The organism is Mesomycoplasma conjunctivae (assembly GCF_000026765.1).
GTDB classification, from domain to species: Bacteria; Bacillota_I; Bacilli_A; order Mycoplasmatales; family Metamycoplasmataceae; genus Mesomycoplasma; species Mesomycoplasma conjunctivae.
In genome coordinates, this window is sequence record NC_012806.1 from 697070 (window position 1) to 721811 (window position 24742).

Annotated in this window: 17 protein-coding genes and 2 tRNA genes; 15 read left to right on the forward strand and 4 right to left on the reverse strand. The window is 26.7% G+C overall.

What is annotated here, in order from left to right; genetic code table 4:
* The first annotated feature begins 160 nt into the window (after positions 1–160).
* The 5 genes from MCJ_RS02820 (at position 161) to mnmE (ending at position 6313) form a co-directional block, all read left to right on the forward strand.
* The gene (locus MCJ_RS02820; RefSeq protein WP_012751785.1) at positions 161–1498 is read left to right on the forward strand and encodes an HAD-IIB family hydrolase; all 1338 of its coding nucleotides are present in this window, start codon (positions 161–163) and stop codon (positions 1496–1498) included.
* A gap of 23 nt (positions 1499–1521) precedes the next feature.
* Positions 1522–2469: a replication initiation and membrane attachment family protein gene (locus MCJ_RS02825; RefSeq protein WP_012751786.1), complete on the forward strand. Its 948-nt coding sequence runs from the start codon at positions 1522–1524 to the stop codon at positions 2467–2469.
* The gene (locus MCJ_RS02830) at positions 2469–3290 is read left to right on the forward strand and encodes a hypothetical protein (RefSeq protein ID WP_041594545.1); all 822 of its coding nucleotides are present in this window, start codon (positions 2469–2471) and stop codon (positions 3288–3290) included. Before MCJ_RS02825 ends, MCJ_RS02830 begins: the two co-directional genes overlap by 1 nt.
* An 80-nt stretch (positions 3291–3370) precedes the next feature.
* Complete coding sequence (locus MCJ_RS02835; RefSeq protein WP_012751788.1) at positions 3371–4987, forward strand: ABC-F family ATP-binding cassette domain-containing protein; 1617 nt, start codon at positions 3371–3373, stop codon at positions 4985–4987.
* A gap of 3 nt (positions 4988–4990) precedes the next feature.
* On the forward strand, positions 4991–6313 hold the full coding sequence (gene mnmE / locus MCJ_RS02840; protein WP_012751789.1) for a tRNA uridine-5-carboxymethylaminomethyl(34) synthesis GTPase MnmE: 1323 nt from the start codon (positions 4991–4993) through the stop codon (positions 6311–6313).
* A gap of 43 nt (positions 6314–6356) precedes the next feature.
* Here the strand turns inward: mnmE and MCJ_RS02845 are convergent, their stop codons facing one another.
* From MCJ_RS02845 to dcm, 3 genes are all read right to left on the reverse strand, one after another.
* The gene (locus tag MCJ_RS02845; RefSeq protein ID WP_162009557.1) at positions 6357–9152 is read right to left on the reverse strand and encodes a GmrSD restriction endonuclease domain-containing protein; all 2796 of its coding nucleotides are present in this window, start codon (positions 9150–9152) and stop codon (positions 6357–6359) included.
* Between the two features lie 70 nt (positions 9153–9222).
* Positions 9223–10458, reverse strand: coding sequence for a GIY-YIG nuclease family protein (locus MCJ_RS02850; protein WP_041594547.1), 1236 nt, complete (start codon positions 10456–10458; stop codon positions 9223–9225).
* Positions 10449–11708: a DNA (cytosine-5-)-methyltransferase gene (gene dcm, locus MCJ_RS02855; RefSeq protein WP_012751792.1), complete on the reverse strand. Its 1260-nt coding sequence runs from the start codon at positions 11706–11708 to the stop codon at positions 10449–10451. Before dcm ends, MCJ_RS02850 begins: the two co-directional genes overlap by 10 nt.
* Positions 11709–12057: 349 nt before the next feature.
* On the opposite strand from dcm, the gene MCJ_RS02860 reads away from it, so the two are divergent.
* The 10 genes from MCJ_RS02860 (at position 12058) to MCJ_RS02905 (ending at position 23593) form a co-directional block, all read left to right on the forward strand.
* Positions 12058–12132: transfer RNA gene (locus MCJ_RS02860), tRNA-Cys, on the forward strand.
* An 11-nt stretch (positions 12133–12143) separates the two neighbouring features.
* A tRNA-Arg gene (locus tag MCJ_RS02865) sits at positions 12144–12220 on the forward strand.
* A 93-nt stretch (positions 12221–12313) separates the two neighbouring features.
* Positions 12314–13042, forward strand: a complete 729-nt coding sequence (gene nadE / locus MCJ_RS02870; protein ID WP_012751793.1) for an NAD(+) synthase — start codon at positions 12314–12316, stop codon at positions 13040–13042.
* 1 nt (position 13043) lies between these two features.
* A complete protein-coding gene (locus MCJ_RS02875) occupies positions 13044–13769 on the forward strand; it encodes a YebC/PmpR family DNA-binding transcriptional regulator (RefSeq protein WP_012751794.1) in 726 nt (241 codons plus the stop codon).
* 94 nt (positions 13770–13863) lie between these two features.
* Entirely contained in the window at positions 13864–15534 is a 1671-nt protein-coding gene (locus MCJ_RS02880; protein WP_012751795.1) for a hypothetical protein, read from the forward strand.
* A gap of 139 nt (positions 15535–15673) precedes the next feature.
* Positions 15674–17506 (forward strand): P68 family surface lipoprotein, encoded by a 1833-nt coding sequence (locus tag MCJ_RS02885; protein WP_050731556.1) that lies wholly within the window; start codon positions 15674–15676, stop codon positions 17504–17506.
* Positions 17507–17569: 63 nt separating this feature from the next.
* Complete coding sequence (locus MCJ_RS02890) at positions 17570–18382, forward strand: MAG4940 family membrane protein (protein ID WP_012751797.1); 813 nt, start codon at positions 17570–17572, stop codon at positions 18380–18382.
* A gap of 19 nt (positions 18383–18401) precedes the next feature.
* On the forward strand, positions 18402–20753 hold the full coding sequence (locus MCJ_RS02895; protein WP_012751798.1) for an MSC_0775 family lipoprotein: 2352 nt from the start codon (positions 18402–18404) through the stop codon (positions 20751–20753).
* Positions 20754–20855: 102 nt separating this feature from the next.
* Positions 20856–22694 (forward strand): hypothetical protein, encoded by a 1839-nt coding sequence (locus tag MCJ_RS02900; protein ID WP_012751799.1) that lies wholly within the window; start codon positions 20856–20858, stop codon positions 22692–22694.
* A gap of 26 nt (positions 22695–22720) precedes the next feature.
* Entirely contained in the window at positions 22721–23593 is an 873-nt protein-coding gene (locus MCJ_RS02905; protein ID WP_012751800.1) for a UTP--glucose-1-phosphate uridylyltransferase, read from the forward strand.
* Positions 23594–23751: 158 nt separating this feature from the next.
* On the opposite strand, the gene MCJ_RS02910 is transcribed toward MCJ_RS02905, so the two are convergent.
* Positions 23752–24705 carry an L-lactate dehydrogenase gene (locus MCJ_RS02910; RefSeq protein WP_012751801.1) on the reverse strand — a complete coding sequence of 318 codons (954 nt, stop codon included), beginning with the start codon at positions 24703–24705 and terminating at the stop codon, positions 23752–23754.
* Between the last annotated feature and the right edge of the window lie 37 nt (positions 24706–24742).

The window sequence follows — 24742 nt, forward strand, 5'->3', positions numbered from 1 at the left end:
AAAATTTTAATAAATTGATTATATTAAACTATGTAAAAAAAGAAAACATTTAAATTTGATAATGTTTTGCTTAATAAAATTGGCTTGCTTTTAAAAATATTACTTTAAAATTATAATTTATTTATCATTAAATATATAATAAAAAAGGTTAAATAGTGCTATGAATAAAAAGAAAATTGTTTTTTTAGATCTTGATGGAACACTTTTAGATATCGGCTATGGTGTAACAGCAAATATGTCTAATATAAACAAAAAAGCTGTCCAAAAAATATCACAAAATTACACTATTGTAATTTCTACTGGTCGCAAACTAAGTGAAAAAATCAAAAAAATTGGCCAACAAATTAATGCCAAATATTATATTTGTCAAAATGGAGCTAACATTTTTGATAAAAATTTTAACCTTTTAAGAAAGTATGAAATTACAGATATTATTGCAAACGATGTCATCAAATTAGCTTTTGATAATAAATCAACTGTGGCTTTTGATGAAAAATATATCTACGGCGATGGCTTATGAAAAACAATTTTTTCTTTTTTTGCAGAATTTAAACCAAGACCTATTAGCTTAATTGAAGTAAAACAGATTCAAAAAATACTAATAATTTCGGCTTACAAAAGTCGCATCAGAATTATCAAAAACATCCTAAAACAAAGGTATCAAGAACAATTACAAGTCTCAATTTCAGGCAAAGGTTTTGCTTTAGAAATCACTAATAGTCAAGCTTCAAAAGGCAAAGCTGCAAAATTTATTGCAGAATTAGAAGGAGTGGATTTAAAAAACACTTTTCACATCGGTGATTCAATGAATGATGCTTCTTGTAGTGGAATTATTGGTAATCTAATTGCCATGAAATCAGGATCAAAAAATTTACAAAAAATAGCAGATAATGTTGGTTTTGCCAAATATGGTGGGGTTGCAAAAGCTATAGAAAAATTTATTGATAAAAATATTTCAGTAGCAGTTGTTGGCCAATATGGTAGTGGAAAAACCACCTTTTTAAAGGAAGTTGAAAAATTTGGATATCAAGTTTTATATACAGATGATTTTTTTGCCTCTTGCTACCAAAATGGTAATCCTTGTTATTTTGTAGTAAAATCTATTAATGAAGATTTTGTTACTACTGATTATGTAAAAAAAGATAAAATCCGTGATTTCATGCTAGAAAAGAAGGAAAATAAAGACTTTTTGGAAAAAAAGTTGTATAAAATCCTATCAAATCATCTAAAGAGTAGACGATATGATTTTGTAGAAATTCCTAATTTATATACAAAAAACGCTAATTTTACAGAATTTTTTCAAAAAATTGTTTTAGTTTCTACTAACCCAGAACAAAGACAAAAAAATATTTTAAACAAAAATGTAGCTCTAAATGTTTCTCAAAAAAATGAACAACTCAACCAAATTGTTTATAAAAATATAGATTTTGAAGTTCATGGTGATGAATGAAAAAATCCAGAATTTTTTAATCATTTTTTTAATGAAATTTTCAAATAAAAAAATAAAAAAGTTGTATAAATATGAACAAATACTTAGTGATAAACCAACAAAATATTACTCAAATTGATTTAAAAATCCTCCTTTATTTTTACCAACCAATCATCAAAGATAAAGGGTTTTTATTATTTCATTATTTTTTAAGTATTAAAAATTCATATGTAAATTTTGAATACTTAAATCGCATTTTTCAAATAAATAAAACTGAATTTGAAAAATATAAAAAAATCTTTATGGTACTCGGTTTAATAAAAACTTTATATAATAAACGTGAAGCACAATATATTATCCAGATTGAAAAACCATTATCAATAGCACAAATAAAAAAAAATCCTTATATCTATAACTTAATATCTGACAATATTACCAAACCATTGTTAGAAGACTTGATTAATAATATTGAATCACAAGAAATTGACTTAAGTGCTTATGAGGAATTGTCTGAAAACTTTTTTGAAATTTTTTCTCCCGAAAACTTGCAGCAAGACAATGATGATTCTGAAAATATTGATTTTAATAATTTAAGTCACAAAGAGGCAAAACAAAAGTTAAATTCTATTCAATATTATCGCTTCTTAACTAATTCAGATCCTAGACCTAGACTTAAAAATTTATTTGTAAAATTTAAAAATTTAGGTTTTTCACAAGCTGGTATCAATCATACTTTAGAATTTTGTCATAAAGTTAATAAAAATGGTAAGCAATTTAATATCAAATACTTTAGTAAAATTTTAGATGATTTTTACAAAGACAACATTATCACCTCAAATGAGGTACTTCTAGAATTAGAAAATACCTATCGCTACAAAAATATTAATCAAAATGTTCTCGAAATTGACTCTAGCTACAATAGTTCAGTAAAAAAAATAATTTTCAAAACCAACAATGATAATGATTCGGATAAAGAAGATAATGATAAATTTACAGGTTCATTGTTTCAAGGTATAAATGATGGTGAAGGTTGGGTATAATGAATGTAGATTCTATAAAATATTTAAATAAAAAAATAGACATCGACGTTCAGAAAATATGGAATGATCAAAAAGTTCAATTAGTGGTCAAAGAATTAAAAGTTAGCTTTCAAGAATTTGAAGAAAATATTTTTTTATTTTTACTATTAATCAAAAATAATTCAGAAACCGAAATTAAAATTATCAGAAATAGCGATGGTAATTTAATTCGAAAAATTAGTATGCTTAAAAAAATTAGCAAAAGTTATGATCACAATCTGTTTTATACTGAAGTTAGTTTTCAAGAATACTATAAAATTATAGACTTTTCTAAAACAATAGAAAAAAAATATCCTGATTTGATGCAAAAATTTGCATACTATAAAACTAAATTGAAAAACATAATGGAGAAAAATAGATGAATTTTTTGATATGGTAACACTAATCAAGAAGCGCGCACTTATTTATTAAAACTTTTAGCTGTTCTTTTTGCAAAAAATAGCAACAAAACTGTTGCATATTTTAATATAGATGAATTTGCACTATGGTTTACAAATACCAACAAAAAAGAACAATATTACTTGCCAAATGTCTTAAAAAATGTTGATGTTTTAATTTTTGAGTCTATAAACCAAAACATCATGAATAGTTGAGTGTTGACTATTATAAATCCTATTTTACAATCAAGATTAATTAGTGAAAAAATAACCTTATTTGGTTCTCCAGAATTAATTGAGGAACTCACTAACGCTATAAATTACAAGATTGATCTAGCAAATAGGCAACAAGCTAAAATTTTTGTGGAATTAATAATCAGCAATTCCAAAACCATTAATTTTTAAAAATGTTTTATTTTAAAGACATATTTTAAAAATTTAGTAAAATTCATATCTTAAAGAAAACAAAATAAAGGAGTATTAAAATGTTGGAAATTAAAGATCTTTCGAAAGTTTTTGCTGATAAAAAACTATTTGAAAATGCCAATTTAAAATTTGTTGAAGGAAATACTTATGGTGTAATTGGTGCAAATGGTGCCGGAAAATCAACTTTTTTAAAAATTTTATCAGGACAAGTAGAATCTACATCTGGACAAATTCTTGTATCGCAAGGACAAAGAATTTCTGTTTTATCACAAAATCACTTTGAATTTGATGATTTTAATGTTACAGAGGTTGTCATCATGGGAAACAAACAACTTTATGACATTCAGCAAGAAAAAGATGCAATTTATTCAAATCCAGATGCAACTGAGCAAGACTACACAAGAGCTGGTGAACTAGAAGAACAATATGGTTTGTTAGGTGGTTGAAATGCTGAAAATGATGCACAAATTCTTTTATCAGCACTTGATGTGCCCAAAGAATTTTGAAATACACAAATGAAAGATTTAAAATCCTCACACAAAGTTAAAGTTTTACTTGCAAAAGCGCTTTTTGGTGAACCTGATATTTTAATCATGGACGAACCTACTAACCACCTTGACATTAAAGCTATTAAATGACTTGAAGAATTTCTAATTAACTATAAAAATATAGTTATTATAGTTAGCCACGATAGTGATTTTCTTGATCAAGTTTGCACTCACATTGTCGATATTGACTTTGGTGAAATTAAGTTATTTACTGGAAATTATACTTTTTGAAAACAGTCTTCAGCACTAATGAACGAAATGCTCAAAAATAGTAATGCTAAAAAAGAAGAACAAATAGCCAAATTACAAGCCTTTATTGCCAAGTTTTCTGCCAATGCTTCCAAATCAGCACAGGCTACCTCAAGAAAAAAATCTCTTGAAAAAATTCAACTTGATGAAATTAAACCCTCTTCTCGTAAATATCCCTTTATTCGTTTTAATGTCTATCCAAGACCTGGAAAACAAATTTTAAATGTTGAAAATCTCTCTTATGTTAACCCAAAAACTAATGAAGTCATTTTTGAAAACATCTCATTTCAACTTCTTCCTGGCGAAAAGCTTGTCATTTTTGGTGAAGATGACTTGGTCAAAACCAAATTATTAGATATTTTAGCTGGCAAAGAAGAGGCTACCAGCGGGCAAATTAGTTGAGGTAGCACTATTAATTTTGACTATTTTCCAGCAAATCATGATCAATTTTTTAGTGATGATTCAGATTTAATCACCTGATTAAGTAAGTGACCACTTAATAATAGTTTAGAAGAAAATAAAGACAATTCCGATCATAGAATGCGAAGTTTTTTAGGTCGTATGCTCTTTAGTGGCGATCAGGTTTTTAAAAAAGTTAAAGTTACTTCAGGTGGTGAAAAAGTTCGGCTTATGTTTTCAAAGCTAATGTTAGGTGAGTCCAATTTTTTAATCTTTGATCAACCTCTTAATCACCTTGATTCTGAATCAATTGATTCCTTTATTGAAGGTCTAAAAGACTTTGAATCTGGAGCTATTTTTACTACCTACAACCGTGCACTTATTAAAGAAGTAGCAACTGCAATTTTAGATATTCGTGCCACAGGATCCTTCTTTTTCCGTGGTAATTTAGAAGAATATGAGAAAAAAATGGGATTCTAATCAATGTTAAATGATACTATAGTTGCCATTGCCTCTGGACAGGTTAACCAAGCAATTTCAATCATTCGCATCAGTGGTGATAATGCTTTTCAAATTATGGAGCAAATCTTTAGTGGTAAAATTGGCAAATCGCAACAAATTACTTATGGTTGAATTCATGACAAAGGACAAAAAATTGACGAAGTTTTAGTACTTTGATTCGAAGGTAGCAAAAATTTTGTTGGTCAACCAACTGTCGAAATCAATGCTCATGGTGGTGTTTTAAACACCAATATCATTTTAGAGCTAATTTTGTCTACCAAATTAGCTCGGCTTGCAAACCCAGGCGAATTTTCAATGCGCTCATTTTTAAATGGAAAAATGGATTTAGTAAAAGCACAAGCCATCAATGATTTAATCCATGCACAAACTCGAAGTCAACATAGTTTGGCTCTTAAACAATTTGAAGGCCACACCAGCAAATATATCTCAGAATTAATTGTTGATTTAGAAGCTATTATAGGTATTATCGAGGTCAACATTGACTATCCTGAATATGACGATGTTGAAGAAATGACCAGTCAAATTTTACTACCAACAATTGACAAATTAGAACAAAAATTTGCTAATTTGCTCGAGCGAGCTAATCGTAGTAGACTAATTTTTGAAGGTATCAAAGTTACCATCGTTGGTGTTCCTAATAGTGGAAAGTCTTCACTTTTAAACGCTTTATTAAAAGAAAATAAAGCAATTGTTAGTGAAATTGCCGGTACAACCCGTGATGTTGTTGAAGGTAATTTTCAAATTGATAATATTTTATTTAAAGTAAGTGATACAGCTGGAATTCGCAAAGCAAAAGACCAAATTGAACAAATTGGTATTCAAAAAGCCTTTGAACAAATTAGCAAAAATGATCTAATAATTCATGTTATTGATTCGCAAAAAGGATTTGACAAAACAGATCAAGAAATTGCAAGCACTATTACTAATCAAGTATATATTCAAGTGTATAATAAAGCAGATTTAATTGAAGCTAAGCAAAAAAATCAGATTTATATTAGTGCTAAAAACGATGAAATTGAAACTTTAATCTCTGAAATTAAGAAAAAATATCACTTCCTACAAATTGATGACGATTTTGTAAGCAACACAAGACAAATTAGTCAAATTAGAATGGCGCTTATCTCACTAAAAGAAGCAAAAATTGCACTTCTTAATAATTTAGGTCCGGATGTAGCAATTGTTGATATCAGACAAGCTTGAAAAGATTTAAAATCTATTTTGGGTCAAGCAGATGATGAAGATTTACTTGATTCAATTTTTTCAAATTTTTGTCTTGGAAAATAAAAAAAGTGTTTAAAAATGAACACTTTTTTTATTTTTATAAATATTAATTATCTCAATGATATGCAAAAAAGATTGAAAGATATGCACTTAGGATTTGTGTAGATCTTGTGTCTATAATTTGCTTTATTTCCTCAAGGGGTGCTGTTTTTAAATTAGGTTGACTTAATAATTCTAGATATTTATTTTGTATAATCAATTGTTGTCCATTGAGATCTAAAATTTTCATTGGTTGCTTGGAACTAATCCCTTTGACTGTGTAATTATAATTAGTAATTTCTAAAGCATCTTGTTTATTTATATTATTACCTTTTGATGAGTTATCTTTTTTAGATAAAAGTCTTCCATTTCCTATTTTATTGACATAAATATTATATTCTTCTTCTGATTTAAATTTAACTTTTAATTCAGCTGGTTGCTTTTGTGGTAGTATGTGATCAAAAGTCATTTTAATATATGAATTATTATCTTGTTCACGCCCATCATAATAAAGTGGGTTGTTATTTTTAGTTATTTGAATAACTCTTTGAATAATAAATCTTTTAGCATCATCATTGCTCTGTTTTTTGCTACTTGTATGAATAAATTTTTCTTCAAGATTTTGATGGATTCTTGAAATTAAGTTCTTTTCGTATTCAAAATCATCATAAATTTTTTCAACATTAACATTTATAGATGCTAAAAGTTGTTTGTAAATAAAATCTCTTGTTGTTTTTTGTTCGAAATTATTGCTATCATAACCAATAATATCTCCACAAATTCTTTGTATAGAGTTAGTCAATGATTGACCCTCAAAATTAACGTCTCATATTAGTGTAAATCTTTCTATAATAGCAAGAAACTTACTAAACTCTATGTAATTTTTACTTTGATTGCTAAATAAATCAAGTTTTTGAATAATTAAAGTAATTAGTGAAGTAAAAACACTTTTTCTACCGTTATTTGAAAGATTTTTAATTTGTATGCTGATAAATTCATTGTTAAATAATTTGTCTAAATTTTGTTGTTTGTATTTATATTGATTATTATCATTTAGTCAACTTAACATTTCTCTTATATTAAATTTACTTTCATCATATTTAGCTTTACCACTTACATAGTCAAAAATTAAAAGATCATGTAGTAATTCGTGTAAAACATCACTTTTAATTTGTAAATTTTTTTCATAGTAATCAAACAAGTATTGTAGTTTTAAAATAGTTGCTGTTGTTTTGTTGTTATAATTTTTATTAATTTCATCTATTTCGCTAAACATACCATATTTTATAAGGGTTGAATCAACAAAAGTTATAATATTTTTTATATTTTCATCTTGGTCTTGACGAGCATTTTTTCGAAAATACAAATTAAAAGTTTCATTATATTTGTTAATTATTTCATCTTTTTTCTCCTTTTCACCATTATATTTTTGATATATGTAATTTCTAAATAAATCTAGAACTCCTAAAGGTTTACCATATTGATTTAAATTTTGAAAAATTCGAGTAGTCTGTTCATCTTCTTGATTTGTTAAGTAAGCAAAAATAAAAAAAACTTTATTATAAAAATATAAAATAAACTCTTGAAGTTGATCAAAGTTGTTTTTAAATTTATTATCTATAATATCACATATAAAGTTATAATTATCTTTAAAGCGAATATTTTTAATTGAAGATTTGTCACCTTCTCAAATGCTAGATAAATCATTGTAATTATCATCACTTTTCTTGAAATTTTCGATAATTTTTTTTATTTTGTTATAAGATACATATCTTTCAATATTAATGTTTTCAACTTTGTTTCCAAAATGTTGTGAGTATCTAATCAAAGCTATTGTAATTATAATAAGAGAAGTTATTCTTTGCTGCCCATCTAAAATAGCATATGAATGGTTTATTCATGTAAAAATAATGGTATTTAAATAACTAAATGAACAATTACCTTCTTTATTTTTTTCAAAGTCTTCAAAAATAGATTCAAACATAGAACCAATAATAGTGGTATCTCAGACATAAGTTCTTTGAAAAATTGGCAAAGCATAATTACTAGCAGCATCTAAATTAAAAAAAGTATAAATTGATAAGGGTTTTATGTTAGGTTGATTTTTATCATCACCTATGAATCCTTTAATTTTTATATCTATACTTAAGTTTTGTTTTTGTTGTTTTATTTTGTTGTAACTTCAAACATTGCTAAGATTAATGCCAAGATTTTTTTTGAATAATTGGTTAAACTCTTTTATTATTTTATATGTTTTTTCTTTATATTTTTCGCTGAAAAAAAATTCTTCAACTACTTTTTTAAAAAATCTTTTAGATTCTTGTGTTTGGTTATCAAGGTCAAAACGATCCAATAAATATTTACTTTCCCTGCCATCATTTTCTTTATCTGCAATTCAAAATTCAATCAAAATATTCCATCAAAATTTGCCTTCTTGTTTAGTGTGTTCTGTATCTATATTTTCTTCTTTGTATTTAACCAATGTGTTTAAAATATATTTTTTTAAACAATATAACAATTTTACATTTACATATTCTCTAATCTGATCAATAAGTTCTAAATCTGTTTTACCAAGAAATTCAACAAATTTAGAATTAAATTTAAAAGAATTATAGGTTTCTTTTTTTATTAACTCAAAAGATAGCAATGTATCTAAAAATTGTCTTACAGCAGAATAAGATTTTCCAGTTATCATTTGATCTTGTAAATAAGTTACATTAAACTGATTAGAAAGATTAGGATATGTTTGTTTTACTTCTAAAACATCATCACTATTAATATTAGAAATATTGTGTTCAACAAATAAACTAAATTTTTGTATATAAGAATAAATATTTGTGCCAACTATTCATGGTTTATCCATATCAAGCTCTTTTAAAATATCTCTAAATTTTATTATATCTATTTTCATCTCAATTTCCACTTTCTTTATTTTAGTTTTTATTTAAAGAGTTAATATTTTTATTATTTTTAAAAACATATTTTTGAAGCTTTTTTCTTTGTTTTTGTATTTTTTCAAAATATTTTTTCTTAGTTTTTATTAAAATGTCATGTTTTTCAAAAAATCATGTTAAATAATAAGAGTAGAATGTATTAAATTGTTGTTTAAAGATATCATATAAATTATGCAACTCTTCTATTTTGTCTTTTAATTTATCTAGATCTTCAATATTTTGCATTTTCCTATTAATAAAATCTATGCATTTATTAATTTCATTTTCTTGATTTTCATACATGCTGATTTGTGTCCATAAAGTGTAGTAAGAAAAACCATAGTTGAACCAATCATAACTAAATTCATCAAAAAAGGCAATACCTTCTTTAAATATACGTATTAAAATATTTATTATTTTTTCAATATCTGCATCATTGTAATCATTATTATATTCTCATTTTCAAACAAATGTTTTCATAGCTACCATAAAATTTGTTTCATTGAAACCAAGTACATCCGATTTTTTATCATTAATTCATTCTGCTTCTTTTTGATACAATCTATCTTTTGGTACTTCTTCTAAAATTTGAATACATAAATCATCCAAATTTAGATTATATATATTTATATTGTAGTAGAGTTTTGAATAAAGATCAACTCCAGAACCCCTGTAAAGGAAAGTATTTTTTTGATCTTTATTATCTAAACTCATAACTTGTTTTAGCTTTCACTTATGTTGATAAAATCTGCTTCTAATATTTACTGATTGACCAATATAAAAAGGAATCAATTCATTTTCAAAGTTTGGGTGTTTTAAGTAAAGTACATAAATTCCTGAAGTATGATTTGGAATTGTTTTTGTTTCTTTTGCTAAAATTTCTTCAAATCATTTTAATATATTTGGAATTTTAGCTTGAAAAATTTCTGTATTTTTTTTGTCTTTTTCTAGGGCCTGAGCAAAATCTTGTTGTTTTAAATGTACGTCTTGTAAAAGTTTATTAATTGAATATTCATCTAAGAGTCTTGACTCTTTTCCCTCATTTTGCTTGTCTAACAGTTCATCGTCACTTTTATCCTCTATAGCATTTTTATGATCTAATAATTCATCTTTATTATTTTCTTGCTTAAACTTTTTAGCAATATTATTTTTTTTAGTATGTTGTATTCATATTTGCAACAAAAAAATTGCCAACGACAAAATCACTATAAATATTACAAGAACAATTAAAGACATGGAATATCCTTTTTAATTGCTTTAGTTTTTTTAACTATTGTATTGCCTGTTTCCAAATTAATAATTGTTTGAAACAAATGTTCAATTACTTGAACAACAATTGAATTTCCTGCTTGACGATAAAGAGATTCTCTATTAATAATCTTATTTTCAATAAAATAATTCATTTTATCAAAATCTTGATTTCTAAAACCCATTAGCAAAAAAGATTCTCTTGGTGTTATAAAGCGATAATTCAGTTTATTTTTTAATGAATTTTCACTTTTAATTACCCCTGTACTAGGAATACGATCTTGTTTTGTTGTCACTGTATTGATAATAAAATTGTTTGAATTATGAATATGCTTAGATTTTTCAATGATTCTAATTCTTGAAGGAGTTTTGTTGATCAAAGCTTCTTGATTTTCTTTATTATCTTTGCTAAAGTCAAAAATGTGTTCAAAAACCTTCTTTCTTTGAATTAAATCAAGTTTTTTCTCACTAGCTAAATCATCTAAATATCTTTGAAACTCTTTATTATTTGTAAAAGGTAATTTCTTAGGTTTATAAAAAGAGAGTGCAAAGACACGCTCACGTTTTTGGATAGAACCACAATTGATGCCGTTTAAAACAGCTGTAAAAGTTTGATAACCTAATTCTTCAAGATTTTTTAGCCATATTTTGTATTGTGGTAAAAATTTCTTAGATATTAAATTTTTGACATTTTCCATTAATAAATATTTAGGTTTTGTCTTTAATTGTGCTAGTAATTTATAGATATTCCAAACTAATGAGCTAGTAGAATTTTGGTCTAAAATTCCTTTTGCTCTTCCCATATTTGCAACTGATAAACCTTGACAAGGAAAAGAGTAAGTAATAAGATCTGGTTTTAAATTAGCTACTTTGTTAACATCTAAATTTATAATGTCACCTAAGTTGTTAGCACTAATGATTGCAGAGGCCAAAACTTGTTTAAAAAACAAGTCTTTTCGTATAATTTGTGAAGGTTTTTTACTATCTAAGGAAATAACAAATTGTTCTAAAAAACTATTAACCTGATCATGGTTAGTCAAGTTATGTTTTGCAATAATTTTTTTATAATTTTTAAATAAATTATGATGAATTGCACTATATGCAATGATGGCTCGTGCGTCTCACTCGACAGTGCCGACAACTTTGAATTTCACGGAATTATTTTTATTTAAATTAGAAATCGCTTTATGTTGTGCACCAATTCCTGAAAAGGTTTCTAATACTCTAATTTTAGTCATTAGATACCTTTTCTAGCCGATCAAATCTTATGCTATCTATCTTATATATATATATATATATATATATCAAGGGTGTTTAATAAATTAAGTGCCATAATTTTCTAAATTATAATCTGAAATATACAGTTTTTAACTTTTTTTACATAATAAAAATTAAAAAAAGTGTATAAATTTATAGGTTTTTTGTAATTCGATTTAACTTTAAATATAAATTTGAAATAGTGATGAATTAAGTAAAATTTTTATCAAAAATAAAATCTCGGTTTGAATATAGTTAGTCCTTGAGAAAAAGATAACAAATTTGCTTATTAATAATTGAATTATGTGCTAAAATTTTATTGTTTTATATGGCACCATAGCCAAATGGTAAGGCATGGGTCTGCAACACCCTGATGTACCGGTTCGAGTCCGGTTGGTGCCTCCATTAAAACGAATGCGCCCGTAGCTCAATTGGACAGAGTGTTTGGTTACGGCCCAAAAGGTTGAGGGTTCGACTCCTTCCGGGCGCGCCATATACATTTTTTATAATGTACCATTTTTCAGGTTTTACCTGATTTTTTTTTAAAATAATTAAAAATAATATGTAAAAAAAATGAGTAGCAAAAATGAAAAAAGAAGAAAAATACATTGAATATCTAATAAGTTGAATTAAAAAACAAGTAGAAAAAGCTAATAAAAAAGGTGTAATTTTTGGTCTTTCAGGTGGAATTGATTCTGCCTTAGTTGGTGTGTTAGGCCAAAAAGCTTTTCCTTATAATCATCTAGGTGTGATTATGCCAATTAGAGATATGGAAGCTGACAAGCAAGATATTGAAAAATTAGCTAATAAATTTAATATTAAAACTATCGTAGTTGATCTATTACCGACATTTACCTCAATTAAAAATACTTTAAATTTAAACAGTAGATTATCTATTGCTAATATACAACCAAGACTAAGAATGACAACCTTGTATGCTCTTGCTCAAGAATACAACTATTTGGTATTGGGAACTGATAATTTAGTAGAAATGTACATAGGTTATTTTACAAAATATGGCGACGGTGGAGTTGACTTGCTACCGATAGTAAATTTAACAAAAACCCAAGTTTACAAAGTTGCCAAACATATAGGGGTAGTTGATGAAATTTTGACAAAAGCACCCTCAGCTGGTCTTTGAGAAAATCAAAAGGATGAAGATGAAATGGGCTTTAGCTACAAAGATTTTGATATTTTTTTAAAAAATCCAGAAAAGTTGTCTGCTAAAAAACGTCAAAGAATTGAATACCTACACAAAATAAGTGAACATAAAAGAAGTAGAATACCACAACCAAAATTAAAGATGGAGGACTAAAATGGCTGGACATTCAAAGTGAGCAAATATTAAACACAGAAAAGGTGCCCAAGACGCACTTCGAGCAAAAATATTTAATAAATTTTCCAAAGAAATTATGGTTGCTGCTGCAAAAGGTGGACCTGATTTAAATTCCAACTCAGCATTGAGAATGATTGTTGCAAAAGCGAAAGCGAAATCAATGCCTAAATCTAATATTGAAAAAGCAATTGCAAAAGCTACTGGAAGTACAAGTGATGCTGCCAATTTTAAAGAAATTATTTATTCTGGTAATCTAGCCCACGGAGTAAGTGTAATTGTAACAATCTTGACTGATAATAGCAATCGTGCAGTTTCTAGTTTGCAAGCTTTATTTCGTCGTGCTAATGGACAAATTGGTAAACAAAATGCAATACCCTATATTTTTGAACAAAAAGGTTATATTGAAGTTAGCAAAGAAAATATAAACGAAGATGAATTAATGTTGTTTGTTTTAGACAATGGTGCAACTGATTTCATCACTGACGAAGAAACCTATATTATCTACTGTGAGCCAAAAAACTTCGTTGATTTAAAAACAGCTATTGAACAACAATTCAACCCTGATTTTAAAAGTGTTGAGGTAAGCTATTTTGCCCAAGATGAAGTTGAATTAAGTCCAGAACAAACAGAAAAAATCCTTGATCAAATTGATGGTTTTTTGGAAGATGATGACATTCAAAATGTTTATCACAATTTAAAATTATAACTTTATCCCTTTATTGTCTTTGTAATGACAATAAAGGGATTTTTATTTACAATCTTATTTATATAATTTTGCATATTTAAAGGAATAAGTGAACATGAAGAAGAAAAAAGTTATTTTAGCAACAAGTCAAAATCCTAATTGACCTTTATTTGTTGCTCTAAATAAAGAAGGTAAAAATGAAGAAGGATTGATTGTTTACTACAACAAAACTTTTCAAAATGATGTTGATTTTTTACCTGTAGAAATTGATTTTTTAGAACAAAAAAATGTTAATAATCAATTAGAAATTAGTCTTTATTTGCAAACATTGTTTACAAATAAAGAAAAAACTCCACAAATTGTCTTATCAGACTATAGCAGTGCACTAGTAGTAAAAGAGTTTGGCAAAAACTTAAACTTCGATAAAACTAATTTAAGCTCAACTATTTTTGAAACAAATGTACAAAAAAAATTGAATCCACATGAGCAAAATTTTTCAATGTTGAATTTACCTTTTAATGCAAACGACATTGATTCATTACGTTTTAATCTAAATACTTTTGAAAAAATAATAGAGATAATTAAACAAGGTGGTGGCCATGTTGATTCTAACTTTGATGTAAATTTAATGATACAAATCAGAAAAAATAAAGGAAATAAATTACCAAAAAATAGTTTATTGAGAGTGTTAAAACCAAAAAATTCTAATGTTTTTCAAGATCTTATTGTTTCCAATCAAACTTTTGAAAATATTTTTGAATCACTTGAGTTTGCAAACAAGTTTGTCCAAGGTATAACTTTTGATAGAGCAAAAATTTCTGATTTAGACGATTTTAGTGATGATTTTAACCTTTTTGTTATTGATTATAGTGATCAGATATTTTTAAAAGCTTTCATTTCTAGTAACTTTGTTACAACAGAAAAACTCACCAATGATAAAATATTTCAACAATTATCTAACAATCAAAAATTGATAGACAAATTCACAAGCCAAATCAAGCTATTTACAAAAAATAATCAAATTGAATTGCAAATTGGAGAAAAGAAAAAAATTGTAAATGCTGTTAAATTCAAAGATTGAAGAAAATCTGAATGAGGCGGCTATGACATCTTACATCAAAAAGCAGCTTTTGGTTATGTTACAGGTGTGGGAATTAGATGTTCTGTTGATTCATTAGTAACTAGAAACAAGTTTGCAAATAATGGTCATGATTTTGCAAAAATTCAAACTTTTGCAACATACAGCAATATTTTTACAAAACCCCAAGTAGTTAAAGCTAGTCAAAATTCCTTAAGTAGTGTTTATTGATTGGGCGGTTCTTCTTTAATTGCAATTAAAAGTGATGATGCTCAAATTGATAAAGCAACTATCAAATTTTTAGAGTGGATTTACACAGGAAATATTCTTACTGGTGGTAAAAAAATCCCTACTTGAGAATATATAGTATTAAAAAGTGGTTATTTTTTACCTCTTGCTTCATTAACTAACAAACACACACTGAAATTACTAGAGAAAAAGTATCAAAATATTTACACAAAAGTGTATAAAAATGAACAAAAATATGGACCAAGCACAAATTTTGAAACTAGAGACTCCGCAGTTATTCCTTGAGATGATTATTTAACTTTATTTAATTTAAATTCAGCAATTTTATCCCTTCAATCATTATTAAATACTATTAATAATTCAAAAACCACTTATTTATTTAATGACAGCAGTAATCAAAAAGTAGCAAAGGCTAGAAAACTAATTTTTGAATATATACTTAAAAATAATGTTGGTTAACAACAATGATTTTACATACTAAATGGTGATATACTTGTCAAAATAAAACTTTATTAGACAATACAGTAATGCTTGGATAATTATTTTGTTATAATTTTATTTGCTTACTACTTATTTTAATAAAACATAGGAGAATACTTTGAAAGTAAAATTGAAAACCTTCATAGGCGCTAGCACGATATTAGCCCCTATGTCTTTTTTGGTTGCTTGTGGAGTTCAAGCTAATAAAGATGATGAAATCCTTTTTACAACTTCTCAAGGTCCACAATGACCACTTATGCAAGCTTTAGCAGGAGAAAAAGGATTGATAGCTTACTATAATAGAATCTTCAAAAATAATAAAGATTTTGTTCCAGTTAAATTAATTTTTAATACTGAGTCCAAAGCCAATTCGCAAGCAGATACAGCAAGGAATGTTTCTAATCTTTTAAACAATAAAAGCGATAAAATTCCTTCTATCGCTCTAGCAGATGCTGCTACTGCTTTTTCTGCTAATGAACATGGGGCACTTTTAGATTTATCAGAATCTTTGATTAATTCTAATTTATTTGATGACAAAATTATTTCTCAATATAATAGCATCAAAATTGCTAATCATCCAATTTATAATATTCCATTTAATATTAATGAAAATGATGCTACTAGCTTTAATTTAGATAATTTAAGAATTATTTTCAATATTATTGAAAATAATGGTGGTAAAGTAGATAAATCAATGCCACTTTATCTCAAAGCTCAAGATAGCCTTCAAAAAGGAAATAATACACCATCAAATAGTTTATTTTATGCTATTAAAGCAAAGTCTAAAACATCTTTTGAAGACTTTCACATTGATCAAAAAACCTTTGAAAATATAGATAATTTACTAGATTTTGTTGACAAATTTATGACAAACATTGAAGTGGATCAAGATAAATTAAAAAACCTTGATGAAAATACTCAAGATAGTTTTTTGCTTACAGTTGACTATGGTGATCAGTTTTTTATTAAGACACTTATTAGTAAAACCGATAGTTCGCTTTGGAAACCAAATGATAATTTAAAAAAATTTGATTTTCCAATTATGGCAGATAATAATTTAAGAGATAAATTTTCTAAATTATGACAAAAACTAACAAAAATTGAGAAAATTAGATTTGATTTACCAAATAAGCAAAACAAGCCAGTTTTTTTGCAATCACTTCAGTTTAAATTTTGAAAAAATCCACAAAATTCACAATGATCATATAAAGATATACTCAACTATCGCAGTGTGATTAGTATTTTACCTTCTGTTGCTGTTAAAGGTCAAGTAGATTCACCAAGCTCACGCTCATCAACCGCAGCAACTCCTGAAGAGGCTGCAGCAAATTTAAAAAGTGTTTCTACAATTCATGATGTTTACTTAGCTCCACAAATTTTACAAGCTAATCCTCAAGCAAAAAAAGTATATTGATCAGGTGGATCATCCTTAATTGGGATTAAAACTGGAAAACAAAATATTGATAAAGGTGCCATTAAGTTTTTGAATTGATTATTAAATGGTTGAAATGACATTGAAGGAAATGTGATGTCTAATATTAACTTTATCGCTGAAAAAAGCGCCTATTTTGTCCCAGTTAAATCTCAAGTTAACCAAGAAAATCTTAACAAACTAAAGCAATTACAACAAAAATACTTACAAGAAATTAATGATCAAGAAAAGGAAAAAGGAATCAGTGTAAAACAAGTAGACAGTAGTAAGATTCACTGAGCTCCTTATATAAAAGCGCTCAATTTACAATCAGTTATTATTTCGCTGGAATCAATGTTGAATGCTCTTAAATCACAAAATACTACACTTGTATCAGATACTGGAAACAAAACTATAGCCGAAATTTCTAACAACATTGAAGATGCATTAGTTGAAAGTACTCGTGTTGAAAATCCAACAATTACTGAGCCCAATAAAATTCTAGAAGCAATTGATGATATTATAAAATCTAGTAATTAGTCAAAAGATTCTATAAAAATAAACACTTTTTATGAAAAATGATTAGGTTATAAGGTTTGTACAATGACAAAATTTGAAATGCTTTCTGTCTTTTGAAATACTAGAGTTGCCTTTATTGAGTTTTTAGGATCACTACTTTTAATATTTTTCTTTTTGGCATCAAAACATATTATATATCAACTAAAATCAAATATTTTTGTTTCAAGCTTTCTCTATACTCTTTCATTTTTTTCAGCACTTTTTATCGCTCAAGCAGCTTCTGGATTTTTATCAAATTCAGATATCAAACCCTTTTTAATACCACAAGTTGTCATATTTGAATCAATTATCAAAGGCTTGACAAATTCATTTACAGGAACATTACTTTATCAGGGTTATTTGTATATTTTTATCAGTCAAATTTTAGGTGTTATTTTTGGTTATTTGGCCTTCTTTTTATATATAAAAATGGTAAAAAATATCTCAAAATATAAAGAAGATTTCCACAAAATAATAATGATTGAAAATACCCCTAAAATTACCACTTATTTACAAAAAGAAATCTTTTTTGGTTCATTATTTGTCTTTATTTTAATGAGTATTCCAAGAATTCCTTTTAGTGCCAATTTAACTTTATTTGATCATCAGATTGTTTTATTTATCTTGTTACTATTCTTCTTTATTATTAACATTAATACCGGTTTTATCAATTTTAATTTATGATCAACTTTAGTGATCATACCTTATTTAGCAATAAGAAAAATTAATAATTTTAATATTAGACTTTATTTGTGACAAATCCTTATTAACATACTCATAACTATTCTAATACCTACAATTTTAAGTCTAATATTTTTAGGTATTGCCAGTGTTTCAAACTTAAGTTTTAATTTATAAAATCTAACAAAGGAAAAAAATGTTTTGAAAAAAATACAATAAACTATTTTTAGGTATATTAACTCCTGCTTTGACCATTTCTACTGTGGTTTCTTGTGGGATAAATACTACTAATAACACTAATTTATTTACAAATTCTACTAATTTAGAATTAAATAAAAAGCACCCTTACTATTCAATTTATGAACCACAATTTAATATTGATTTGTTTAAAACTAATAATTTAGAACAATTCATAACAGCAGAGTTTGCTAAAGTACCTTATCAAGTACAAAATTCTAACTCCAAATTAATCAACATTAATCAAGACTTTCAAATATCACATATTTCACAATTACAACAAATTAATAGTAACAATGAAATAGTTAAACCAACAGCTGAGAATAATACTTTAACTTTAGATCAAGCTAAAGTGGAAATCAAAAATTTCAAGCAAAATAAATTGGCAAATCGTTTTATCAAATTAAATTTAGATTTACAAAATTTACAATCAAAAGCTAAACAAATCAACATAGATCTCAATAATTTCTATTATGAAATAAACTATAATCAAATTCAAGAAAATAATGATGACACAAGAATTCTAGATATTCCTATTACTATTAGATATTATAATGCTGATGACAAACAAAACCCTTACAAGAGAGAAAATTTTATTACAATATATAAACAAATTAGCGGTTTTGCTCCAAATAAACCAAAGCAAGAAAATATTAATAAAACCAAAATGATTAGCGAAATTGACTATAAAAATAAAGCTAATGTTTCTATTTATAGAGCTCTGGAAAGTTTAAATTCTAAGGAAGAAATCAAAGGTGAGACTGATACTTTAATTAAAACTAAATATCTTGATAAACAACTAAAAGATATTGATTTGTTTACAGTAGAAACTCCTCAAGATAGTAAAAGTCAATATTATCTAAAAGATCTTACACTAGGCGATGATCTAAGATCTATTTTAGTAACTATTGTGACTACCACAGGTAATGGAACAAATGCTTACAGTACAGAAAAAGTCTATAAAATTGAAGGTTTTAAGCAACTAGATCAGCAGGAAGTCAAACAATTATTTAAAAAATATTTACAAGTACAACTCAAAGGTGGTATTAGTTTTTTAAACTATGATTTTGCCCATGTCAATAAAAATGATTTTGTAACTAACTTTGATCAAAATAACTTTTTTGATATTAAAATTAATATTTTAGAAAAAAGTAGTGATACTAGTTTAGTTGCACGCACAACTAAAGCTAACATTAGTTTTAAATCAAAAAATTCTATCTTCCAAGATTTTGATATTGAGGATTTTGATATTGGAGTACCAAAATTTGTTTCTCTATTTGATTCTTCAACCCCATTATTAAATAAAAATCAAATTTTTTCCCCTTATAATGCTTCAGTCTATATACCAGAATTAGAAAGAAGAAATATTGGCGAAATTAGAAATAGTATTAATGAAGAGAGTAAATCTTTTCTAACTTCTGGTGGTTACAAAGAATTTCGTACTTTCTACACTAATGATAAATTAACTCAAGCAGTTCACTATGGTGAAGATGTCTTAGTACCAACTGATCTACCACTAAAAACTTTTGCTAAATCAAAATTACTAGGAGCTTACTACTTACCAAATCAAGGGCCTGCTGAAGGAATTGGAACAACTGTTGCATTACAAGTTGATGTTAAGGACCTAGAAATTAGTCAAGAAACTAAGGACAAATATTTACGTAATGTAGATGCTGTTGTTTTCTTTTTTATACACTTAGACAATAATAAGCTTGCGCTTTTAGGTCAAACAGCACAAGTTGAACAGGGTGATAAGAATAATTCAAGAATAGCAACTTATGTAAAAGATGTTAGTCCGACTAATCCAAAAGAATTAGAAAAAAATACTATTTTTGGTGCAATTGGACACATGTCTAACAATGGTGGTTGATCACCGCACGTTCACATCGAAGCCTATCCAATTCGATATGAAATCAAAGATGGTAAAAAAGTATTTGCCGAAAAATTTTTAAATCAGAAATATTTGCTTGAATCTCAAAGCAAAATTAGAATAGCACCAAGCCGTATTGATGAATATATCAAAGTAAATAAACAAGATAAGCAAATTATTCAACTAACAAAGCTCAAAGCTGCAGGTGTACAAGCTGCATTTAGTAAAGAGATTAACTTAGTTGATAATAGTGGAAAAGATACTAAAAAGCTTGACACACAATTTAAGGGCTATAAAAATAGAGATTATACTAAATCAATCGATGATTTATTTATTGAAAAACAAGCATTAGATCCAAATATATTTTTCCAATTTCGCGATGATAAATCCTCACGAGTAAGATTGGATAACTTATTTACAAAAGCAAAACAAAATAGTTAAAAGCCAAAAGATAAAAAAACACAAAAGCGAATTTTTGTGTTTTTTTATCTTTATTTTTATAGTGTTTTGAATTTTAAGCTTTATTTTAGTATAATTAAATACATGAAAATAAATAGGATACATATAGTAATTTTATCTTTACTTTTAACTAGCGTTAGTAGTGTAACTGCAATAGGTTTAGGTGTACACTTCAGCAATTATCAAAAGGATGAAATATCTCCAGAAAAAATTGATTCCAACTCTTTTGAAAAAAGCAAGAAAGCAAAACCGAATTTAATTAAAAAAGAAAAAGAACAAACTATAGAAATAAAAAAACCTCCTAATCCTAAACCTATTTTAGAAAAGCAACAACCAAAAAAGATAGAAAATAAGCAAGTCGATAAAAATACTAATGCTAATGCTAATTCCTTAGATAAAAAAATCCTACAATTTTTAAATACTAACAAGCCCGTTACCAGCAAAAATGAACAAAAAACAAAAACAGAACCCGCAAAGACAAATAACCAAAATCAAACAAATATTAATAATAATCGAGTAGTAAATGGTCAAGCTAAAAATAATCAGATTACAAATAATCAAGTAGTAACTGACAAAGCTAAAAATAATCAGATTACAAATAATCAAACTGATGTTAATTTATTAGATAATAAAGCAAATGAGGTAAAAAATAATTCTAATAATCAGCAACTACCTAGTACAAATGATGTAGATAATCAGGAATCTAAAAATTTAGTTACACCAAAAAATTATATTGATCAAACAAGTCCTCAAACTAATGAGAATAAAATAATAGATGAAACTAAAACTGATTCACAAAAAGTAAATGAGGTAAAAAATACTTCTAATGATCAGCAACCACCTAAAACAAATGATGTAGATAATCAGGAATCTAAAAATTTAGTTACACCAAAAAATTATATTGATCAAACAAGTCCTCAAACTAATGAGAATAAAATAATAGATGAAAATAAAACTGATTTACAAAAAGCAAATGATAAATTAGAAAACAGTGAACAAAATAAGCAATTTATTGCGGAAAATGAAACATTGGCTTATATAAATTCGCCAGAATTAAGAAGTAAAAAATGAGAAAAAATCTTTAAAAATGAAGCAAAAATAGATCATGAATTAATTGAAAAAAATATTACAAGTTTCACAAGTACACCCTCGCATTTTAACAATCTGAACTTAAATATACCTAAATATTCTTTGCCAGTTGAATTAAAATATGATGCTGATAAAAAATATTCAAGATTTGATAAAAATATTTTAACAGAATTAGACACTACTTTTGTAGGTGCAGGCGCTCGAAAAACTGTAGAAAAAGGTAGAACTTTTTTTGAAAGTACCTTTAATTTACCACTTAACCCGATTAATGATGAAAATAAAAATAATGTTTTTCAAATTTTTACTAGATTTTTTAATTTTGCTTGAACAAATGTAGGATCACAAAATTTAGAAAGTGACAAACCTTTTACCTTTGTTAACAATAACTCAATTATCAGATATAGTCATGCCTTTACTTGAAAAAACCGGGTTGATAGACTTATGGTGATTTGAGATGGTGATTGAAATGAAAATAATATTCCTAAATTTAAAAAGTATTTAGAAGAGTTACTATCATTTTACAAAGAACAAACTGGCATTATTTTTAAATTTTTAACTGTATTTATTCAAGGAAAATCTGCAAACAATATTGCTAGTTTGATAAGACAAATTGAAAGGGCAATTAATATTGGTAATGTTATAGGTTTTACTGCACTTAATACTAAAGAAATAATAAAAAATTATTTTAGTGATGCATGACATAGAGATCAAGATGATTCAAAACATTACTCAATTTATGATGTATTATACTTATCAAAATTACTACAATTAACAGATAAAGATGAGGTCGAAGATACAACTTCATCATATGGTGCACGAATTAAATTTTTATAATTATAAATATAATAAGAAAGACTAATATGAAAGTAAAAAAATGTATTATTCCAGCGGCCGGCTGAGGAACAAGATTTCTACCGCTAACAAAAATTGTTCACAAAGAGTTAGTTCCTGTTTTAGCAAAGCCAATAATTGACTATTTAATTCAAGAAGCTTTTGATGCCGGAATTGAAGAAGTCTACCTAATTTTATCGCCAAGAAAAGTCGAAATTATGGATTATTTTCGCAAATATGACGCTCTTGAAGAACAACTAGAATCACAAAGAAAAGATGAATTATTGAAAATTGTTAGAACTACAAATAGAGAAGCTAAAATAAAAGTTGTTTATCAAAATGAACAATTAGGACTAGGACATGCAATTGCAGTTGCTAGACATAAAATAAAAAATGAACCTTTTGCAGTTATTCTCGGTGATGACTTAATAGATTCTAAAACTCCTTGCATTGCTGATTTAATAGAAGTTTATAAAAAAACTAATTCATCGGTTGTAGGAGTAACTGACATTGAAATTTCTGAATCAAATAAATATGGTATTGTAATACCAAAAGATCAAAAACAAAGAAATGAAAGCATTTTTGAAATTAGCGGAGCAATTGAAAAACCAAATCCTGAGGTAGCACCTTCAAACAAAGCTATTATTGGTCGTTATGTCTTCACACCTGAAATTATGAATATTTTAGCAAATTTAAAACCAGGAGTAAACAACGAAATTCAACTTGCAGATGCTTTTACAAATTTATTAAAAAATCAATCAATTTATGCATTTAATATCAAAGATCAAAGATATGATTTAGGAAGTGTTGAAGGTTTTATCAAGGCAAATATTGATTTTGCGCTCAAAGACCCTTCTTTAAAAGAAACAATTACAAATTTTCTTAAATCTAAAAAATTATAATTGCTAATCTTATAATTTTTTAGATAACAAATTTGCTATCTATATTTTTCAGTTTGGCTTAAAAAACCTTTATTTATAAAGGAATTAGGATTTTTGAACTATATTTTAGTACAAAAAAACAACCAAATTAATGGTTGTTTTTTTGTGTATTTTTTTAATTACTCAGTAATATTTTTGATTGCTGTTGTATAAATATCATCAATGATTTTAATAGATTTTCTGAATTTTTCTTGTTCTTTTTCATTAAGGCTAATTTGAACAATTTTTTCAATTCCATTTTTCCCAATAACCGCTGGTACACCAACATTGACATCGTGGAATCCAAATTCACCGTGAAGGTTAGCACCAACAATCATAATTTTTTTAGAATCTTCAATTATATTTCTAACTATTGAAGCAAGCGCTGCTCCGATACCATAGAAAGTTGCTCTTTTACGACTTATAATTTCGTAGGCTTTTCTAGAAACTGGATATTCTAGTTCTGCTTCATAGTTATCTGCATGAATACCTGTTAGAGCTGAAAAGTGACAAATGCACTCACCTGCAATTTTAATATTAGAGTAGGCAACAAATGATGAATCCCCATGTTCTCCCATTACAAAAGCTTGAACTGAATCAGGGGAAACTTTTGCTCTTTTAGCTAAGTCAACTTTAAGTCTTGCTGTATCTAGAATTGTTCCTGAACCAATAACACGATTGTGTTCAAAACCTGAAGCATCACGGTAAGCACGGGTAACAACATCCACTGGGTTTGAAGCAATAATTGTGAAACCTTTAAAGCCTGAATCTTTAACTTTGTATGCAATTTCACGAATAATACGAATGTTATCTTCAACTAATTGTAGGCGAGTTTCACCTGGTTTTTGTGGTCTACCAGCAGTAATTACAACAAAATCTGCATCAGCAATATCTTTGTAATCTGCTTTAAAAACACGATAAGGTCTTAATAATGAAGCGCTAGCATCTTCAAAATCTAGAGCTTGCCCTTCTGCAAAATCTGGGTTAATATCAATAATTCCATATTCACTAGCTAACCCTTGATTCATTGCTGAATAAAGGAATGAATTTCCAACATTACCAGATCCAATGAGAATAATTTTTGTTGATTTCATATTTGAACTCCTTTGTTTGTAAATAAATTTAATTAAA